We start from the raw sequence: 17,574 nt of genomic DNA, 5'->3' as shown, positions 1-17,574 counted from the left end.
TGGGCCCTTTGCCCGGGCCGCCCCGTGCCGTAGCTTGCGGATGCGGGGCCCCGGCCGGCCGCACTCACCCTAACCTACGCTGCGGATGCTGTACAAACTACTCTTGCTGTTGGCGTTGACGGTGGGCACGGCCGCATCGGCGGGGCCCGCCGCCGCGCAAACTGCCCCGGCCGACACGGCCGCGGCCCGCCGCCCGGCCTTCGACGTGGAGGCCGCCACCCGGCACTACCTCGACACCCTCACCCCGGCCCAGAAGGCCAAGTCGGATGCTTACTTCGAGGGCGGGTACTGGCTCCAGCTCTGGGACCTGGTGTACGCGCTGGGCGTGGCGGGCGTGTTTCTGGGGCTGGGCTGGTCGCGGTGGCTGCGGGCCCGCACGGCGCGGCTGCCCCGCCTGTGGCAGCGCAACTGGGCCTACGCGGCGCTGTACCTGCTGCTGGCGGCGGGGCTGAGCTTCCCGCTCACGGTGTACGAGGGCTTTGTGCGCGAGCACCAGTACGGGCTTTCCAACCAGACGTTCGGGGCCTGGCTGGGCGAAGATTTAACGGCCCTGGCCCTGTCAGTGGGGCTCGGCAGCCTGCTGGTGCTGGCGCTGTACGGGGCCATCCGGCGCGCGGGGGCCCGGTGGTGGGTGTGGGGCACGGCCATCGTGGGGGTTTTCATGGTGGTGGCGGTGGCCGTGGGGCCGGTGTTCATCAGCCCGCTCTTCAACCACTACACGCCGCTGCCGGCGGGCCCGGTGCGGGCGGGCATCCTCAGCATGGCCCGCGCCAACGGCGTGCCCGCCGACAACGTGTACTACTTCGACGCCTCAAAGCAGAGCAAGCGCATCAGCGCCAACGTGAGCGGGCTGGGCCGCACCATCCGCGTGTCGTTGAACGACAACCTGCTGCGCCGCTGCACGCCCGCCGAAGTGCAGGCCGTGATGGGCCACGAGCTGGGCCACTACGTGCTGAACCACATCCCCAAGATGCTGGTATTTCTGCTGCTGCTGGTGGGCATTAGCTTTTGGGGAGTTGATTGGGCGTTTGGCCGACTGGTGCGCCGCTACGGGGCCCGGTGGGGCGTGGCGGGGCTGGCCGACGTGGGCGGCCTGCCGCTGCTGGCGGCGCTGTTTGCAGTGGCCGGTTTTCTGGCCACGCCCGTCACCAACACCATCGTGCGCACCAACGAGCAGGAGGCCGACATGTTCGGGCTGAACGCGGCCCGCCAGCCCGACGGCTTCGCCACCATCGCCATGAAGCTGTCGGAATACCGCAAAATCGAGCCCACGCCGCTGGAGGAAATCATCTTTTTCGACCACCCCAGCGGGCGCACGCGGGCGCAGTCGGCCATGCGCTGGAAGGCCGAGCACCTCGACGGGCGCTAGGGCCCCGGCGGGGCCCGCAAAACCTGCCTACTTTGCGGGCCGGCGGCCGGCCGGCTGGTGGCCGGGCAGCATCAAATTCAACTATTTCAGGGCCGCTTTACCTTATGCGCAAACTTCTTCTCACCGGCCTGGGGGCCCTGGCCGGGCTCGCGGCCTGCAACCAGACCAAGGCCCCGGTGGCCGCCACGCCCGTTGCCGATTTCCCCGCGCTGCTCGGCGGCTACTGGGAGCGGCAGGCCCCGCTGTTTCCGCTGGCCGCCACCAGCCAGGGCGACAACCGCTTCAACGACCGCCTGGTGAACGACCAGACCCGCGCCTTCCGCGACTCGCTCGCCGGCCTCTACCAGGGCTACCTGGGCCGGCTGGGCCGCTTCGACCGCGCCAAGCTGGCCGTGGGCGACCGGGTGAGCTACGACATCTTGCAGTACGATTTGCAAACGCGGCTCGAAGGCCTCAAGCTGGGCCTGGCCGTGGGGGCCGACTTCCCCAACAGCTGGATGATTCCCTTCAACCAGTTCGGGGGCCTGCCGCTCTCGCTGGGCCAGTACGGGGCCGGCACGGGGGCCCAGCCGTTCAAAACCGTCCAGGATTACGACAACTGGCTGGGGCGCGTGCACGGCTTCCCGGTCTGGGCCGACTCGGCCATCGCCAACTTTCGGGCGGGCATGAAGGCCGGCGTGGTGCTGCCCAAAACGCTGGTGGCCAAGATGGTGCCCCAGATGCGCGACCTGGTGGTGAGCGACCCCGCCAAGAGCCTGTTCTACGGCCCCATCACGCTGCTGCCCAAGGGCTTCGCCGACGCCGACAAAACCCGCCTGACCACTGCCTACCAAAAGGCCATCCTCACCGAATTGGCCCCGACGTATAAAAAGCTGGGCGACTTTCTGGCGAAGGAATACTTGCCCCGCGCCCGCGCCACCACTGGCCACGGGGCCCTGCCGGGCGGCAAGGCGCAATACGAGTTTCTGGTAAAAAACTGGACAACCACCCGCCGCACGCCGGCCGAAATCCACGACATCGGCCTGCACGAGGTGGCCCGCATCCGGCAGGAGATGAACGCCGTGCGCACGCAGCTCGTGTTCCACGGCGACCTGAAGGCGCTGTTCGAGTACATGAAAACCGACCGGCGCTTCATGCCTTACAAAGAGCCCGAGGACGTGCTCAACGGCTTCCGCGCCATTCAAACCCGGATGCAGCCCAACCTGAAAAAGCTGTTCACCCGGGTGCCCAAAACGCCGTTTGAGGTGCGCCAGACCGAAGCCTTCCGCGCCGCCTCGGCCTCGGCCGAGTACAACGCCGGCACGCCCGACGGCGCGCGGCCCGGCATCTTCTACGTGCCCATCCTGGACGCCACCCAGTACCGCACGCCGGGCATGGAGTCGCTGTTCCTGCACGAGGCCATCCCCGGGCACCACTACCAGGTTTCATTACAGCAGGAAAACACCGCCCTGCCCAAGTTCCGGCGCTTTGCCTGGTACGGGGCCATGGGCGAGGGCTGGGCCCTGTACTGCGAGAGCCTGGGCAAGGAGTTGGGCCTCTACAAAGACCCCTACGAGTACCTGGGGGCCCTGAGCCAGGAAATGCACCGCGCCGTGCGCCTGGTGGTGGACACGGGCATGCACAGCCAGGGCCTGACCCGCGAGCAGGCCATTGCCTATTCGCTGGCCAACGAAGCCACCACCCGCGCCGCCGCCACCGCCGAAATCGAGCGCTACATGGCCATCCCCGGGCAGGCGCTGAGCTACAAAATCGGCCAGCTCAAAATCCGGGAGCTGCGCAACCGGGCTGAACAAAAGCTCGGCGGCGGCGAGCACCTGCGCGAGCACTACCCCGGCCAGTACCGGGACAAGTACAGCCTCGCCGCTTTCCACGACGAGCTGCTGAAGGACGGCGTGATGCCGCTGGACGTGCTGGACAAGAAGATGACCCGCTGGGCCGACGCGCAGTAGCGGGCCCCGTGCCGTTTGCTTTTCAAAAAGAAAGCCCCGCTACCGGGGCTTTCTTTTTGCCCAGTATTGTAGTAAAGTGAATATTATTTAATCTTATAGTTCATTATTTGGTCGTTCTTGTGCGCTCAAATGTTCAGATTTCCCTTCATGAAAAAACTGTTACTGCCCCTGCTCGCGGCCGGCACCCTGCTCACCGCTGCCCCGCCACACGCCGCAACCGCGCAAAAAGGCAAACCTGCTGCGAAACCCGCCGCCAATGCGCCGGCACCGCCGGCTGCCTCGGCCCCGCTAGCCGCGCTGTTAGAACAATACAACGACCGCAAAAACCAGCTGTTCCCGGTGTTTGCGACGTTTCTGGGCGACAACAAGTACGACGACCGGCTGCCCAACGACCAGACCCAAGCCTTCCGGGACACGGCGCGGACTTTCTACCAGCGGTACCGGGCGCAGCTCCACACGTTTAAACGTGCCCAACTCCGCCCGGCCGACCAGTTGAGCTACGACATCCTGGACTATGAGCTGACGCAGCAGCTGGCGGAGTTTCGGTTCAACAACTGGCTGATGCCGTTCAACCAGTTTCAGTCCTTGCCCAACGTGCTGCCCTTATTCGGGTCGGGCAAGGGCCCGCAGCCGTTTAAGACGGTGCTCGACTACGACCGGTGGCTGGCCCGCCTGCGCGGCTTCCCGGCCCTGAACGACTCGGCCATTGCCAACTTCCGGCGCGGGATGCGAGCCGGCGTGGTGCTGCCCAAAGCCTTGGTGGTGAAGCTGCTGCCCCAGTTGCGTGCGATGGTGGTGGCCGATCCGGCCCAAAGCTTGTTTTACGGCCCGGTAGCGGCGTTTCCGGCCAGCTTCTCGCCGGCCGATAAAGCCCGCCTGACGACGCTTTACCAGGCCGCCATCCGGCGCGACGTGCTGGTTCCCTACCAGAAGCTGGCCGACTTTCTCGAAACCGAATACTTACCCCGGGCCCGCGCCACGGCGGGCTACAACGCGCTGCCCCAGGGTGCGGCCCGCTACGCCTACGCCGCCGAAGTGGGCACCACCACCACCCGCACCCCGGCGCAGATTCACGCCATCGGCCTGGCCGAGGTAGCCCGCATCAAGGCCGAGATGAAGCGCGTGAAAACGCAAACCGGCTTCAAAGGCGACCTGAAAGCCTACTTCGCGTTCGTAAACACCGACCCGCAATTCCGGCCTTTCAAAACCGACCAGCAGGTGCTGGACGCCTTCCGGGCCGTGCAGGCACGCATTGCACCGGCGCTGCCAAAGCTGTTTAATCACATGCCCAAAACCGGGTTTGAAGTGCGCCAAACGGAGGCCTTCCGGGCGGCTTCGGCCTCGGCCCAGTATTTTCCCGGGGCCCCCGATGGCTCGCGGCCGGGCGTGTTTTACGTGCCCATTCTCGACCCGCTCAAGTTCAACCCGGCCGCCAACCCGGCGATGGAAACGCTGTTTCTGCACGAGGCCATTCCGGGCCACCACTTTCAGCTGTCCTTGCAGCAGGAAAACCCCAACCTGTCCAGCTTCCAGCGCATGGCCAGTTATAACGCTTTCGTCGAAGGCTGGGCCTTGTACACCGAAAGCCTGGGGCAGGAGCTGGGCGTCTTTACCGACCCAAATCAATTGATGGGCCACCTGGGCGCGGAAATCCACCGGGCCCTGCGCCTGGTGGTGGATACCGGCCTGCACACCGGCCAATTGACTCGCGAGCAAGCCATCCAGTACATGCTGGACAACGAGGCGATTAGCGAGCAAAGTGCGACGGCCGAAGTAGAGCGCTACATGGCCATTCCGGGCCAGGCGCTGGGCTACAAGACCGGGCAGCTCAAAATCAGCGAGCTGCGGGCCCGCTACGAAAAACAGCTGGGCCCCAAATTCAACCTGCGTGCTTTTCACGATGAAATCCTGGACGGCGGTGCCATGCCCCTGGCTGTGCTGGAAAAGCGGATGGATGCCTGGGCCGCCCGGCAGCGGTAGGCGGAGTAGGGCAGTTTGCTGGGCCTTTGAGCTAGCCATAAAATATTAACAACAAAGTACTTATCCTTCTTCTTCGCTCTATGCGTCGATTCTCTCTACTCCGCTGGGTCCTGGCCCTGCTGGTCACTTGCCCGTTTGCGCCCGCGCTGGCGCAAAAAACCAAACTAGCCGCGAAAACCACTGCGGCAGCGGTGCCCAAAGCTGCCTCCGCGCCGCTGGCAGCGCTGTTTGAGGCCTACTGGGACGAGCAGGCCCGGCTGTTTCCGCTGGCAGCTACGACGCAGGGCGATAACCGCTACAACGACCAGCTGCCTAACGACCAGACCCAAGCCTTTCGCAGCCAGGTGCGGGCGTTTTATCAAAAATACCAGGCCCAGCTGCGTAAAACTGACCGCAAAGCTCTCAGCGTCAACGACCAAACCAGCTACGACATCCTCGACTACGACCTGAGCACCAAGCTGGCCGACTTGCAGCAGCCTACCTGGATGCTGCCCTTTACCCAATTCGCTAGCTTTCCCAACTCGATGGGCCAGCTGGGCGCGGGTACGGGCAACCAGCCCTTCAAAACGGTGCAGGACTACGACAACTGGCTCGGGCGCGTGGGCGGTTTCCCTGTCTGGGCCGACTCGGCCATCGGCAACTTTCGGCGCGGGATGCGGGCCGGCGTGGTGCTGCCCAAAGCCTTGGTGGGGAAGATGATTCCGCAGCTCGAAAGCTTCGTGGTGACGGACCCGGCCAAAAGCTTGTTCTACGGGCCGCTCACGAAGTTTCCGGCCACCTTCACCGACGCCGACCGCAGCCGCCTCACGGCCACCTATCAGCAAGCCATCCGCACGCAGCTCGTGCCCGCCTACGCCCGGCTGGCCCGGTTTCTGAAAACCGAGTACCTGCCCCGGGCCCGCGCCAGCAGCGGCATCGGGGCCGTGCCCGGCGGCCCGGCGATGTATGCCCAGGCCATCCGCTTCTGGACCACCACCGCCCGCACGCCCGCCCAGCTTTCGCAAACCGGCCTGGCGGAGGTGAAGCGCCTGCGCGCCGAGATGGAAAAGATTAAAACACAGGTTGGCTTTCCGGGCGATTTACCCGCGTTTTTCACGTTTCTGAACACCGACCCGCGCTTCACGCCCTATAAAACCGAGGCCGAGGTGCTGGCGGGCTTCGCGGCCATTCAGGTCCGCATGGCGCCCAACCTGCCCAAGCTGTTTGGCCGGGTGCCCCGCACCGGATTTGAGGTGCGGGCCACCGAGGCGTTTCGAGCGGCATCGGCCGCGCCCCAGTACAGCCGCGGCACGGCGGACGGCTCGCGGCCGGGCATTTTCTACGTGCCCATTCTCGACGCCACCAAGTTCAACACCGTCACCAACTCGGCGATGGAAACCCTATTTCTGCACGAAGCCATTCCGGGCCACCACTACCAGGTGTCGTTGCAACAGGAAAACACCGCCCTACCCAAGTTCCGCCGCTTCGGCAGCTACTCGGCGTTTAACGAAGGCTGGGGACTGTATACCGAGAGCCTGGGCCCGGAGTTGGGCCTCTACACCGACCCGTACCAGCAAATGAGCGCCCTGATACTCGACGTTCACCGTGCCATCCGCCTGGTAACGGACGTGGGCCTGCACACCGGCACCATGACCCGCGAAGAAGCCATCCGGTACATGCTGGCCAATGAAGCCACCAGCGAGCAGTTTGCCACGTCCGAAATCGAGCGTTACATGTCTTTGCCCGGCCAGGCGCTGGCCTACAAAGTGGGCCAGCTGAAAATTCGGGAGCTGCGCGCCCGCTACGAAAAGCAGCTGGGACCCAAGTTCGACCTGCGTGCTTTCCACGACGAAATCCTGGCGGGCGGCACCATGCCCTTGGCCGTGCTGGAGCGGCGGATGGACGCCTGGGCGGCGGGGCAGCGGTAGCATTCAGCAGATTTAGTCACCGCACCTGCTTGGCTAGCGAACTGCTTTCCTGGGCTTCTCTTTTGATTTTCACCATTCTTCTCTCTCGCTCTATGCACAAGTACTTCCTGGTTCTGCTCACGGCCACAGCATTTCTAGTTTCGGCAACGGCCTCGGCCCAGCAGCTGCCCGCCCTCACGGCCAAGGACTACGCTCGGGCCGAGGGCTTCCTGGGCTACAATACCCTGCCGCTAGTCGACCGCAGCATGGGCGCGCCAACCTGGCTGGCTGGCGACCGGTTTTGGTACCGGGTGCTGACGCCGCAGGGCAGCGAGTTCGTTCTGGTGGACCCGGTTCGCAAGACCAAAACCGCCGCTTTCGACCCGGCTAAGCTGGCGGCGTCCCTGGGCACGGCCAGCGGCAAACCCTACGAGGCGGCCCGCCTGCCGTTTCGCACCTTCACGTTTTCGCCCGATGAGAAACAGTTACTATTCGCGACCGGGGACAAGAATTGGCAATACGAAGTGGCTAGTGGCCAGGTCAGTGCCGACCCCATCCCAGCCCTGAGCGCGAGCGCCGTGGCCAGTGCCTTAAATGAAGTCGCGTCGCCCGACGGCCGGCGGGTGGCGTTTTTGCGTGACTACAACTTGTGGGTGCGCGACACCAAGACCAAGGCAGAAACTGCGCTGACCACCGACGGCATCAAGGACTATGGCTACGCCACCGACAACTCGGGCTACGCGACCACCGACAAGCCGGTGCTGCTCTGGTCGCCCGACTCGCGTAAAATCGCCACTTTCCGGCAGGACCAGCGCCAGGTGAGCGACATGTACCTGGTGACGACCAACGTGGGCCAGCCGACGCTAAAAACCTGGAAGTACCCCTATGTGGGCGACCAGAACGTTATCAGCATCGAACGGGTCATCCTAGAGGTGGACCAGCCGAAAGTGGTTCACCTTCAGCTGGCCCCTGACCCCCGCGGCAACACGGGCTGCCTCAACCTGGCATGTGAGGGAAGAATGGGGGATGTTGAATGGAGCCCAGATGCTACGCAACTGGCGTTTGTATCCAGTTCGCGCGACAGCAAACGAGTGAACTTCCGCGTGGCGGACGCTGCTACTGGCCGCGTGCGGGAAGTCTTTTCCGAAACAGTACCGACGTTTTTTGAATCAGGCCGCGAAGTCACCAACTGGCGCTACCTGCCTAAAACCAAGGAAGTAATCTGGTGCTCGGCCCGCGATAACTGGGGGCACCTCTACCTCTATGATGCTGCTACCGGCAAGCTCAAGCACCAGATTACGAAAGGGAGCTGGGCAGTGAGGCGACTGGTGCGGGTGGACGAGAAAGCCCGCCAGCTTTACTTCCTGGCCAGTGGCCGCGAGCAGGTAAATCCTTACTTCACCTACCTATACCGCATTGGCATGGACGGCAAGCATCTCACCCTGCTCACGCCCGAGGCCGGCAACCACGCGGCCACGTTCGCGCCCTCGGGCCGCTATTTCATCGACAACTATTCACAGTATAACGCGCCCCCCATTAGCCTGCTGCGCGCTCCTGACGGCCGGGTTGTGCTGCCCCTAGAAAAAGCCGATATTTCGCGGCTCACCGCGATTGGCTGGAAGCCGCCAACGCCCATTATGGTCAAGGCACAGGACGGACAATTTGACCTCTATGGCCTGATGTACACGCCATCCACCCTGGACCCGGGCCGGAAGTATCCGGTGGTCAACCTCGTTTACCCAGGGCCGCAATATGGTACGGTAAGTGCAACCGGGGGCTGGTCGTTTGCCGCGGCGCGGGGGGATAATCAGGCGCTGGCCGAGCTGGGCTTCGTGGTGGTGCTGATTGAAGGCAGCTGCAACCCGTACCGCTCCAAGAGCTTTCAGGATGCGTGCTACGGCAACCCAGCCGAAAACACCCTTTCTGACCAGGTGACCGGGCTGCGACAGTTGGCTCAGAAGTACCCGTACCTGGACCTGAACCGCGTCGGCATTTGGGGCCATTCCGGCGGCGGGTACGCGGCGGCGGCAGCCATGTTTCGCTACCCGGATTTCTACAAAGTAGGCATTTCCGAGTCGGGCAACCACGACCAGCGCAGCTACATAAGTGGTTGGGGGGAGCGGTACGTCGGGTTGCTCACGCCGCAGGCCGACGGCACGTCCAATTACAGCGCGCAGGCCAACGCGCCCTTGGCCAAAAACCTCAAAGGCAAGCTGCTGCTGGCTCACGGCCTGATGGACAACAACGTGCCGCCCTACAACACGATGTTGGTGGTCGACGCCTTAATCAAAGCGAATAAAACCTTCGACTTGGTAGTGTTTCCGCAGGCGCAGCACACCTACGGCCCCGATGCGCCCTACATGACCCGGCGCCGGTGGGACTACTTCGTGCGCAACCTGGCCGGCATGGAGCCGCCGCAAGACTACAAGATGCTGCCCAAGACCGACCCGCGCGACGGGGCGCTATAAAGAAAGGGAAAGCAACTGGACAAAAAACCGCCGTTCGCTGAAGAAACCAGGAGCGGCTCGGTTACGTGGGCCCCTTGCCTGGGCTGGCAGGGCAGTTTGCTGGCCCTTTCTTTTAGTTAAAAACACTGATAATAAATCACTTGCCCACTTTCCCCACTTTATGCGCTCCTTTTCTTTACTCCGCTGGGCCCTGGCCCTGCTAACCGCCGGGCCGGCCCTGGCCCAAACGCCCGCACCCAATGCCATCCGGGCGGTGAAGTGTGGGCGCTTGCTGGACGTTCGCACCGGCCGCATCGTTGCCAACGGCGTGGTGCTGGTGCAGGGCGAAACCATTCTCCAGGCCGGTGCCAATCTGCCGATTCCGGCCGGAGCCGAGGTCATTGACCTGGGCAACGCGCTGGTGCTGCCCGGCCTGATTGATGCCCACACCCACCTGCTGCAAAACTACCGGCCCGAGCTGGGCGGCGACGACAACAACATGCTCCTGACCGTGGCCACGCTGAGCACCGCGCGCCGGGCCCTGCTGGGCGCGGCCATGGGCCGCGAAGACCTGGAGGCCGGCATCACCACGGTGCGCGACCTGGGCAACAGCGGCCACAACGGCGACGTGGCCCTGCGCGACGCCATTGCCAAGGGCGAGGTGGTGGGGCCGCGCATCGTGGCCTCCACCCGGGCGCTGGCCGCGGCGGGCGGGCAGTTCGGGCAGCTCACGCCCGCCGCCCAGGCCCTGGTGGCGCAGGAGTACGTGGCCATCAGCGGCGTGGAAGAGGCCCGCCGGGCCGTGCGCCAGGCCCTCTACGACGGGGCCGACTGCATCAAGGTCATCGTGAACACCGACCCGCGGGTGGTGTCGCTGGCCGAAATGAAGGTCATCGTGGAAGAAGCCCACCGGGAGGGGCGGCCCGTGGCGGCCCACGCCATCGGCGACGAGGCCACGCGCATCGCCGCCGAGGCCGGGGTGAACTCCATCGAGCACGCCTACACCGTGCCCGACGACGTGCTGAAAATGATGGCCGCTAAGAAGATTTTTCTGGTGCCTACCGACTACCCGGCCGAATTTTATACCAGCGCTTTCCCCGCGCCGGCCAGCGCCACCCCCGAGCAGCGCCAGCAGTACCAGCAAGGCGCGCAGGGATTTGCCGCCGGCAACAACAAGCGCCTGGCCCGCGCCGTGAAAGCCGGCGTGCGGATTGCGGCCGGCTCTGATGAGTACTACCAAGTGCCCGGCAAGACGCGCGGCCAAAGCAGCCTGCAGATGTTCCGGGCCTACGCCGCGGCCGGCCTATCGCCGCTGGAAATCATCCGGGCCGCCACCCTCAACGGGGCCGAGCTGCTGGGCCTGAAGGACAAAATAGGGGCCCTGGCGCCGGGCATGGCCGCCGACCTCATCGCCGTGGAAGGCGACCCCCTGGCCGACATCACCGCCCTGGAGCAGGTGCGCTTCGTGATGAAGGGCGGAAAAGTAGTAAAGAACGAGCTGCGGCCCAAGTGAGGCCCGCTGCTTCAACGCCGACGTTTCCCCCCTCGACCCACAGAGCCGGGCCACGCGCACCAAGAACTACTCGCACTACTGCTACTTCGCCAAGATGCGGGGTAGCCACAATAATTCATTTTTTTTATGAAGCGAACCGCAGCCCTTCTTCTTTTTTGCATTGCCCTCCTTGGGGGCCCCTACTCATGGGCCCAAGGAGCAAAAAGTCCGCTTCGCCAAGCCGCCGTCGATACGGCTTTCCTGCTGCCCGTCAACGGGGTGAAGCAGTACCTGGAGATTAAAGGCGCCTCCAAGACGAAGCCCGTTTTGCTGTTTATCCACGGGGGCCCTTCTTGGCCGGCCACGCCCATGAACCGCAAGTACAGCCAGGCCCTCGCCAACGACTTCATTTTTGTGTCGTGGGACCAGCGCAACTGCGGCAAGTCGCAGACCGACACGACGGTAGCGCTGACGCCCGGGCTGTACGTGGAGGATGCCCACGTGGTGACGCAGTTCCTGAAGCAGCAGTACCACCAGCGCAAAATATTCGTCGTGGGCCACAGCTGGGGCAGCCTCATCGGGGTGAACCTCGTGCAGAAGTACCCACAGGACTACGCCGCCTACATCGGGGTGGGGCAACTGGTGAACCCGGGCAAGTCAGAAATGCTGGCCAGAAACCACGTAGTGCAGCAGGCCACGCTGCGGAAGGACACGGCGACCCTAGCGGCGCTGGCCAAAATCCCGTTTTCGGAGGCAGGAGGCTATCCAAACGGCCTGGCTGGCCTGTCGCGATTCCGGATGGTTTCCGATAAGTACCTCGCCAGCAGCGAGGTGGCGGAGCTTCCAAATCCGATGACGCTGTACCCCGATTATCAGGCCCTGGATTGGATGACCCCGGTACTGCGGACGTACAAGCTGCTGAGCAGCTACATGGATGGGGGGAAAACAAATCTGCTGAAGCAGAACACCTTCCAACTGCCCGTGTACCTCCTCGTGGGCAAGTACGACTACACGACTTCCGCGGCGCTGGCGCAGCAGTATTTCACGGCCATTAAGGCCCCGAAGAAACAGCTGTTCTTGTTTGAGCACAGTGGGCATCAACCGAGTTGGGAAGAGCCCGCGCTTTTTCACGCGCGCCTGCTGCAAATCGCGGCAGCTAACAAAACCAATTGAATGAATCCAGCAACGTATTGAAATAAAGCTACTTAATAAAATCTGCGCATTTACACGCACTCACTATGACTCCACTTCGACCGCTGCTTTTTGCCAGCGCATGGGCGCTGCTGCCCCTACTGGCCCCGGCCCAGACCCTTGCCCCACCCGCCGCGCCGGCCGATGCAGCCCGCGCCGCCCGTATTGCGGCCGTCTTCCCGGTGCTGGATAAGCTCTACGCCGACTTTGCCGCCCAGCGCCACGTGCCGGGCCTGGCCTACGGCCTGGTGGTGGACGGGCAGCTGGTGCATACCGGGGCCGTGGGCTACACCGACGTGGCGACTAAAACCGCCGTCACGCCGCAGTCGGTGTTTCGCATCGCCAGCATGACCAAGAGCTTCGTGGCGCTGGCCGTGCTGCGCCTGCGCGACGAAGGCCGCCTGCGCCTCGACGACCCGGCCGAAAACTACCTGCCGGAGCTGAAAAAAGCGCCCCACGCCCCCACCGATGCGCCGTCCATCACCATCCGGCAGCTGCTGAGCCACAGCGCGGGCCTGCCCGAAGACAACCCCTGGGGCGACCGCCAGATGGGCCGCTCCGACGCCGAGCTGAGCGCCCTGGTGGGCGGGGGCCTGAGCTTTTCCAACGCGCCGGGCGTGGGCTACGAGTACAGCAACCTGGGCTTTGCGCTGCTGGGGCGCATTGTCACGCGGGTATCCGGCCAGCCGGTGCAGGCCTACATTAGCGAGAAAATCCTGCGCCCGCTGGGCATGGGCCACACCACTTGGGACTACCAGCAGGTGCCGCCCGCCCGCCTGGCCCACGGCTACGGGGCCCCCACCGCCGCCGGTCCCGGCCCGGAGGAGCCGCTGCTGCCCCGGGGCGAGTCGTTCGCGGCGCTGGGCGGGCTGCTCACCTCGGTCGAGGATTTTGCGAAGTACCTGGCGTTTCAGGCCGATGCCGCGCCGCGGCCGATTACGGCGGCTACCCCCGACGCCGGGCCGGTGCGGCGCAGCTCGGTGCGCGAGATGCAGCAGCCCTGGTCGGCTACTACCCTGGCCGTGAACCGCCGCACCCTCAGCGGCCGGGCCTGCCCCATTACTTCGGCTTATGGCTACGGCCTGCGCATCGCGCAGGACTGCGACGGCCGCCGCTACGTGGGCCACAGCGGCGGGCTGCCCGGCTTCGGCTCGTACTGGCTGCTGCTGCCCGAATACGGCATCGGCGTGGTGGCCTTCGTCAACCAAACCTATGCCGCGCCCACGGCCCAGAACTACGCGGCCCTCGACACACTGATCACGCTGGCCGGGCTGCGGCCGCGGGCCGTGGCCGCCTCGGCCATCCTGGCGCAGCGCAAGGCCGAGCTGGCGGCCATGCTGCCCGATTTCAACACGCCGGCCACCAATCCGCTGTTCGCCGAAAACTTCTTCCTCGACGAAGACCTGGCCACGCGGCGCAAGGCCGCCCAGGCCCTGCTGGCCCAGGCGGGCCCCATTCGTAGCGTCGGCGAGCTGGAGCCGGAAAACCAGCTGCGCGGCCGCTTCCGGCTGCTGGGCGAGCGGGCCACGGTGGAGGTGTTCTTCACCCTGAGTCCCGAAAGCCCGGCGCGGGTGCAGCACCTCGACTTGCAGCTGCTGCCCACGCCCTGAAGCGGGGGCCCTAAGGCACCATTGACGCTATGCAGCAAGCACACCTGGGCGTCCTGCTGCGCCCCGCAAAGCATTTATATTGGTTTGGTGAACGGCTCAATTGGCGCAGTGGAAACGCTTCACGGGGCACAGCAGGACGTTCTGGGCGGCCAGCATCGAGCTGAAAGTTCGCCAGCCACCAATCCACTCACCGCACGGCAACACGCGCTCCTCTAGTTGCGCACTAGTTGCAATACCTGGCTGAAGTGTGCGCCCTGCACCCGCACCAGGTACGCGCCCTTGCTGAGCCGGCCGGCGTCGAGCGCCACGCGGGTGCCACCGGTAGCAGGCGTGGCCGGCTGCACCGCCCGGCCCAGCAGGTCGAGCACCGTGACGGTATAGGGGCCGGCGGGTAGGGCCCCCAGGTCGAGGGTGGCCGGGCCGGCCCCGGTGGGGTTGGGGTAAAGCTGCGCCGTGGCGGCTGCGGCGGCCGGGCCCGCCGTGGCCAGCGCCGTGGCGGGCCCGGCGAGCTGGTAAATGGTGCCGCTCTGGTCGTCGGAGATGAACAGCTTGCCCTGCGGGTCCACGGCCGTATCCACGGGGCGGCCCCAGACGCTGCCGAGGCTGGGGCCGGTGAAGCCGGCCACCAGGTCGGCCTGCGGGCCGGGCGTCTGGGTAGCCGCGTTCCAGGGGAAGTACGCCACCTTGTAGCCGGCAGGCGCGGTGCGGTTCCAGGAGCCGTGCAGGGCGATGACGGCCGCGTTGCGGTAGGCCGCCGGGAAGGCCGTGCCCTGCAAAAACGTGAGGCCCAGCGCCGCCGAGTGCGCCGGAATGCCTTTGCTGATGCGCGTCATGGCGGCGAGGTCCACGTGGCCGTCGCGGTTCCAGTCGTAGTCGCGGTCGAAGGGCATGTTGTCCATCCCGGCGTCGGGGTTAGGGTTGTAGAAGGGCCAGCCGTAGTTGGCCCCGTCGTTCACCTGCGTGAACTCATCGGGCGGGTGGTTGTCCACGTATTCCGGCAGCACCTGGCCGTACTTGCCGGTGCCGTCGTCGAGGGGATAGGGGGTGTTGTCGCGGTTGTTCACCGCCACCCACAGCGTGTTGGTGCCGGGGATGAAGGCCAGCCCCTCGGCGTTGCGCAGGCCCCGGGCGAAGAGCCGGCGGTTGCTGCCGTCGGCGTCGTACTGGTAAATGGCCCCGCGCACCGGGTCGCTCTGGGTATCGGAGGCGCAGGCGTTGCAGGTCGAGGCGATGCTCACGTAGAGCTTGTGGTTGCCGTCGAGGGCCAGGTTTTTGAGCTGGTGTCCGTAGTTGCCCATCAGCTCGGGCGTGCTGGCGTCGGGCAGGCCGGCGATGACGACCTGGCGGCCCTGGCCGGTGAGGTCGCCGGCCTGGTACACGTAGCGGTTTATCTGGTTGCTCTCACTCAGGTACAGGTACGTGGTGGTGCCGATGGTGTGGAACACTATGTCGTGCGGGTTGCGCAGGCCGGTCACGAAGTCGGTCACCACCGGCGTTCCGCCCGCGCTGCCAGGCCGCACCAGCGCCACCTTGCCGGCCCCGGGCTGCGAGACGAGCAAATTACCGTCGGGCGTGAGGGCCAGGAAGCGGGCCCCCGGCACCCGCGCGTACACGGCAATGGCGAAACCCGCCGGCACTTGCAGCGTCCGCGGCACGTCGAACGGGGCGCTGGCCAGGGCCGCGGGCACCGTGAGCGGCACGGTGGCTGCCGCGGGCAATTGCGCCCAGGCGGGGCCCGCCAGGCCCAGGCCCAAGCCGATGGCTAATAGGCAACGACCCGCGCCCAGCACGGCTGATTTGTACGAAGCGGTGTTCATATTGGACGAGGGGCTAAATAGTGAAGAAGGATAGACTCCCAATCAGTTAAGCTACCGTTTTTGGTCACCAAAAGTTCACCGCCCCGCCTTCAAGGCCTACCTGGTACAACTCCCGGGTCGGCGCGCGGAGGCACCCGTACCACCAAGCTGTGCTGGCACCGCAGGGGTCTGGCCCTAGGGGCCCTCACGCGAGACCAGGCACAGCTTGGTGGTGCACACGGCACACCCCCCGCGCACCCTGGTCCCGAAACCGCGCCTTTCGCCTGTAACTTGGCCCGCCGGGCACGGGGCCCGGCCGGCCCCTTCCCTCCCTTCGCCTTATGCCCGCCACTACCCCGCCGCCGGCCGCGCCCGCCTTTCCCAAATCGGTGCCCTTCATCATCGGCAGCGAGGTGGCCGAGCGGTTCAGCTACTACGGAATGCTGACGATCCTGCCCACGTTTCTGGTGGCGCAGTTCTTCAACCCCGCCCACAGCGGGGCCCTAACGGCCGGGGCCGAGGCGCGGGCCAACGAGCTGGTGCACTCGTTTTCGGCCCTGGGCTACGCGCTGCCGGTGGTGGGGGCCCTGCTGGCCGACTGGGTGCTGGGCAAGTACCGCGTCATCCTGTACCTGTCCATTCTGTACTGCGGCGGGCACGTGCTGCTGTCGGCTTTTCACAATGACCTGAGCGGCTTCCGGCTGGGGCTGCTGGTGGTGGCGGTGGGCATGGGCGGCATCAAGTCGAGCGTGACGGCCAACCTCGGCGACCAGTTCACGCCGGCCAACGCCTCCCTCCTGCCCAAGGCCTACGGCTGGTTTCAAATGGCCATCGACGTGGGCGCGGCGCTGGCCACCGTGGTTACGCCGCTGCTCTACAAATACTTTGGGCCGGCGGTGGCCTTTGGCGTGCCGGGGCTGCTGATGGCCACGGCGGCGTTCACCTTCTGGCGGGGGCGGGGGCGCTACGTGCGGGTGCCGCCCACCGGCTTCCGGGCCGGCCTGCGCCAAACGCTGGGCCCCGGCGAGGGCCGGGCCGCGCTGCGCCGCATCGGCGTGGTGTTTGCCTTCGTGCCGGTGCTGTGGATGCTGAACGAGCAAAGCTCCTCGGAGTGGGTGCTGCAAGCCACCCACCTCAACCGCGAGCTGTGGCCGGGCTTCACGCCGCTGGCCGAGCAGCTGCAGGTGGCGGGCATCGTGTTCGGCATCGGGCTGAACCCGCTGCTCACCTACGGCATTTACCCGGCCCTGGCCCGGCGCGGGGTGCGCGTGACGCCGCTGCGGCGCATGGGCGCGGGCATGGTGGTGGCGGCGCTGGGCGTGGCCATCGTGGGCGGGGTGCAGCGCAGCGTGGACGCCGGCGGCCACCCCTCGGCCTGGTGGCAGGTGCTGGCCTACTGCGTGCTGGTGGCCGGGGTCATCACGGTGGCCATCACGGGGCTGGAGTACGCCTACACCCACGCACCCAAGGCCCTCAAAAGCCTCACCACGGCCCTGTGGGTGCTCACCATCGCGGCGGCCAACTTCGGCCTGAGCCTGCTCAACGGCAGCATTGCGCGGGGCGGCTGGCTGGCTGGCCTGCACGGGGCCAACTTCTACTGGTTTTCGGTGGCGCTGATGGCCGTGAACGTGACGCTGTTTGCCCTGGTGGCCACGCGGCTGGAGGAGCGGGTGTACGTGGGGGCACCTCACCCCCTAGCCCCCTCTCCTGCGGAGAGGGGGGACTAGTTTTTAGTCTTAGCTTCTAAAATCTAGAGCTAGTTCCCCCTCTCCGCAGGAGAGGGGGCTAGGGGGTGAGGTTCCAATAGGCGGGTCTCCACGCATTTTCATTTATGGCTATAAAAAGAACGCTTTG

General features: G+C 65.5%; 10 protein-coding genes. 9 read left to right on the top strand and 1 reads right to left on the bottom strand.

What is annotated here, in order from left to right:
• Positions 1-85 precede the first annotated feature (85 nt).
• From HNP98_RS14165 to HNP98_RS14130, 8 genes are all read left to right on the top strand, one after another.
• Complete coding sequence (locus HNP98_RS14165; protein ID WP_173810739.1) at positions 86-1,369, top strand: M48 family metallopeptidase; 1,284 nt, start codon at positions 86-88, stop codon at positions 1,367-1,369.
• Positions 1,370-1,473: 104 nt separating this feature from the next.
• Positions 1,474-3,318, top strand: a complete 1,845-nt coding sequence (locus HNP98_RS14160) for a DUF885 domain-containing protein (protein WP_173810738.1) — start codon at positions 1,474-1,476, stop codon at positions 3,316-3,318.
• A 147-nt stretch (positions 3,319-3,465) separates the two neighbouring features.
• Positions 3,466-5,298 carry a DUF885 domain-containing protein gene (locus HNP98_RS14155; protein WP_173810737.1) on the top strand — a complete coding sequence of 611 codons (1,833 nt, stop codon included), beginning with the start codon at positions 3,466-3,468 and terminating at the stop codon, positions 5,296-5,298.
• Between the two features lie 80 nt (positions 5,299-5,378).
• Positions 5,379-7,205 (top strand): DUF885 domain-containing protein, encoded by a 1,827-nt coding sequence (locus HNP98_RS14150; protein ID WP_173810736.1) that lies wholly within the window; start codon positions 5,379-5,381, stop codon positions 7,203-7,205.
• A 92-nt stretch (positions 7,206-7,297) separates the two neighbouring features.
• Positions 7,298-9,652: a S9 family peptidase gene (locus HNP98_RS14145; RefSeq protein ID WP_173810735.1), complete on the top strand. Its 2,355-nt coding sequence runs from the start codon at positions 7,298-7,300 to the stop codon at positions 9,650-9,652.
• A gap of 160 nt (positions 9,653-9,812) precedes the next feature.
• The gene (locus HNP98_RS14140; RefSeq protein ID WP_173810734.1) at positions 9,813-11,144 is read left to right on the top strand and encodes an amidohydrolase family protein; all 1,332 of its coding nucleotides are present in this window, start codon (positions 9,813-9,815) and stop codon (positions 11,142-11,144) included.
• Positions 11,145-11,270: 126 nt separating this feature from the next.
• Positions 11,271-12,296: an alpha/beta fold hydrolase gene (locus HNP98_RS14135; protein ID WP_173810733.1), complete on the top strand. Its 1,026-nt coding sequence runs from the start codon at positions 11,271-11,273 to the stop codon at positions 12,294-12,296.
• A 65-nt stretch (positions 12,297-12,361) separates the two neighbouring features.
• Positions 12,362-13,924 carry a serine hydrolase domain-containing protein gene (locus tag HNP98_RS14130; protein WP_173810732.1) on the top strand — a complete coding sequence of 521 codons (1,563 nt, stop codon included), beginning with the start codon at positions 12,362-12,364 and terminating at the stop codon, positions 13,922-13,924.
• Positions 13,925-14,136: 212 nt separating this feature from the next.
• Here HNP98_RS14130 and HNP98_RS14125 read toward each other — a convergent pair whose 3' ends face one another.
• Positions 14,137-15,741 carry a T9SS type A sorting domain-containing protein gene (locus HNP98_RS14125; RefSeq protein WP_173810731.1) on the bottom strand — a complete coding sequence of 535 codons (1,605 nt, stop codon included), beginning with the start codon at positions 15,739-15,741 and terminating at the stop codon, positions 14,137-14,139.
• A gap of 320 nt (positions 15,742-16,061) precedes the next feature.
• Between HNP98_RS14125 and HNP98_RS14120 the strand changes: the two genes are divergently transcribed.
• Entirely contained in the window at positions 16,062-17,447 is a 1,386-nt protein-coding gene (locus HNP98_RS14120; protein WP_173810730.1) for a POT-type proton-dependent oligopeptide transporter, read from the top strand.
• The last annotated feature ends 127 nt before the right edge of the window (positions 17,448-17,574 follow it).

It is taken from the genome of Hymenobacter caeli, from assembly GCF_013294115.1.
Taxonomy (GTDB): Bacteria; Bacteroidota; Bacteroidia; order Cytophagales; family Hymenobacteraceae; genus Hymenobacter; species Hymenobacter caeli.
The sequence above is the reverse complement of the archived record's forward strand: the minus strand, read 5'-3'. Positions and strand labels throughout refer to the sequence as shown.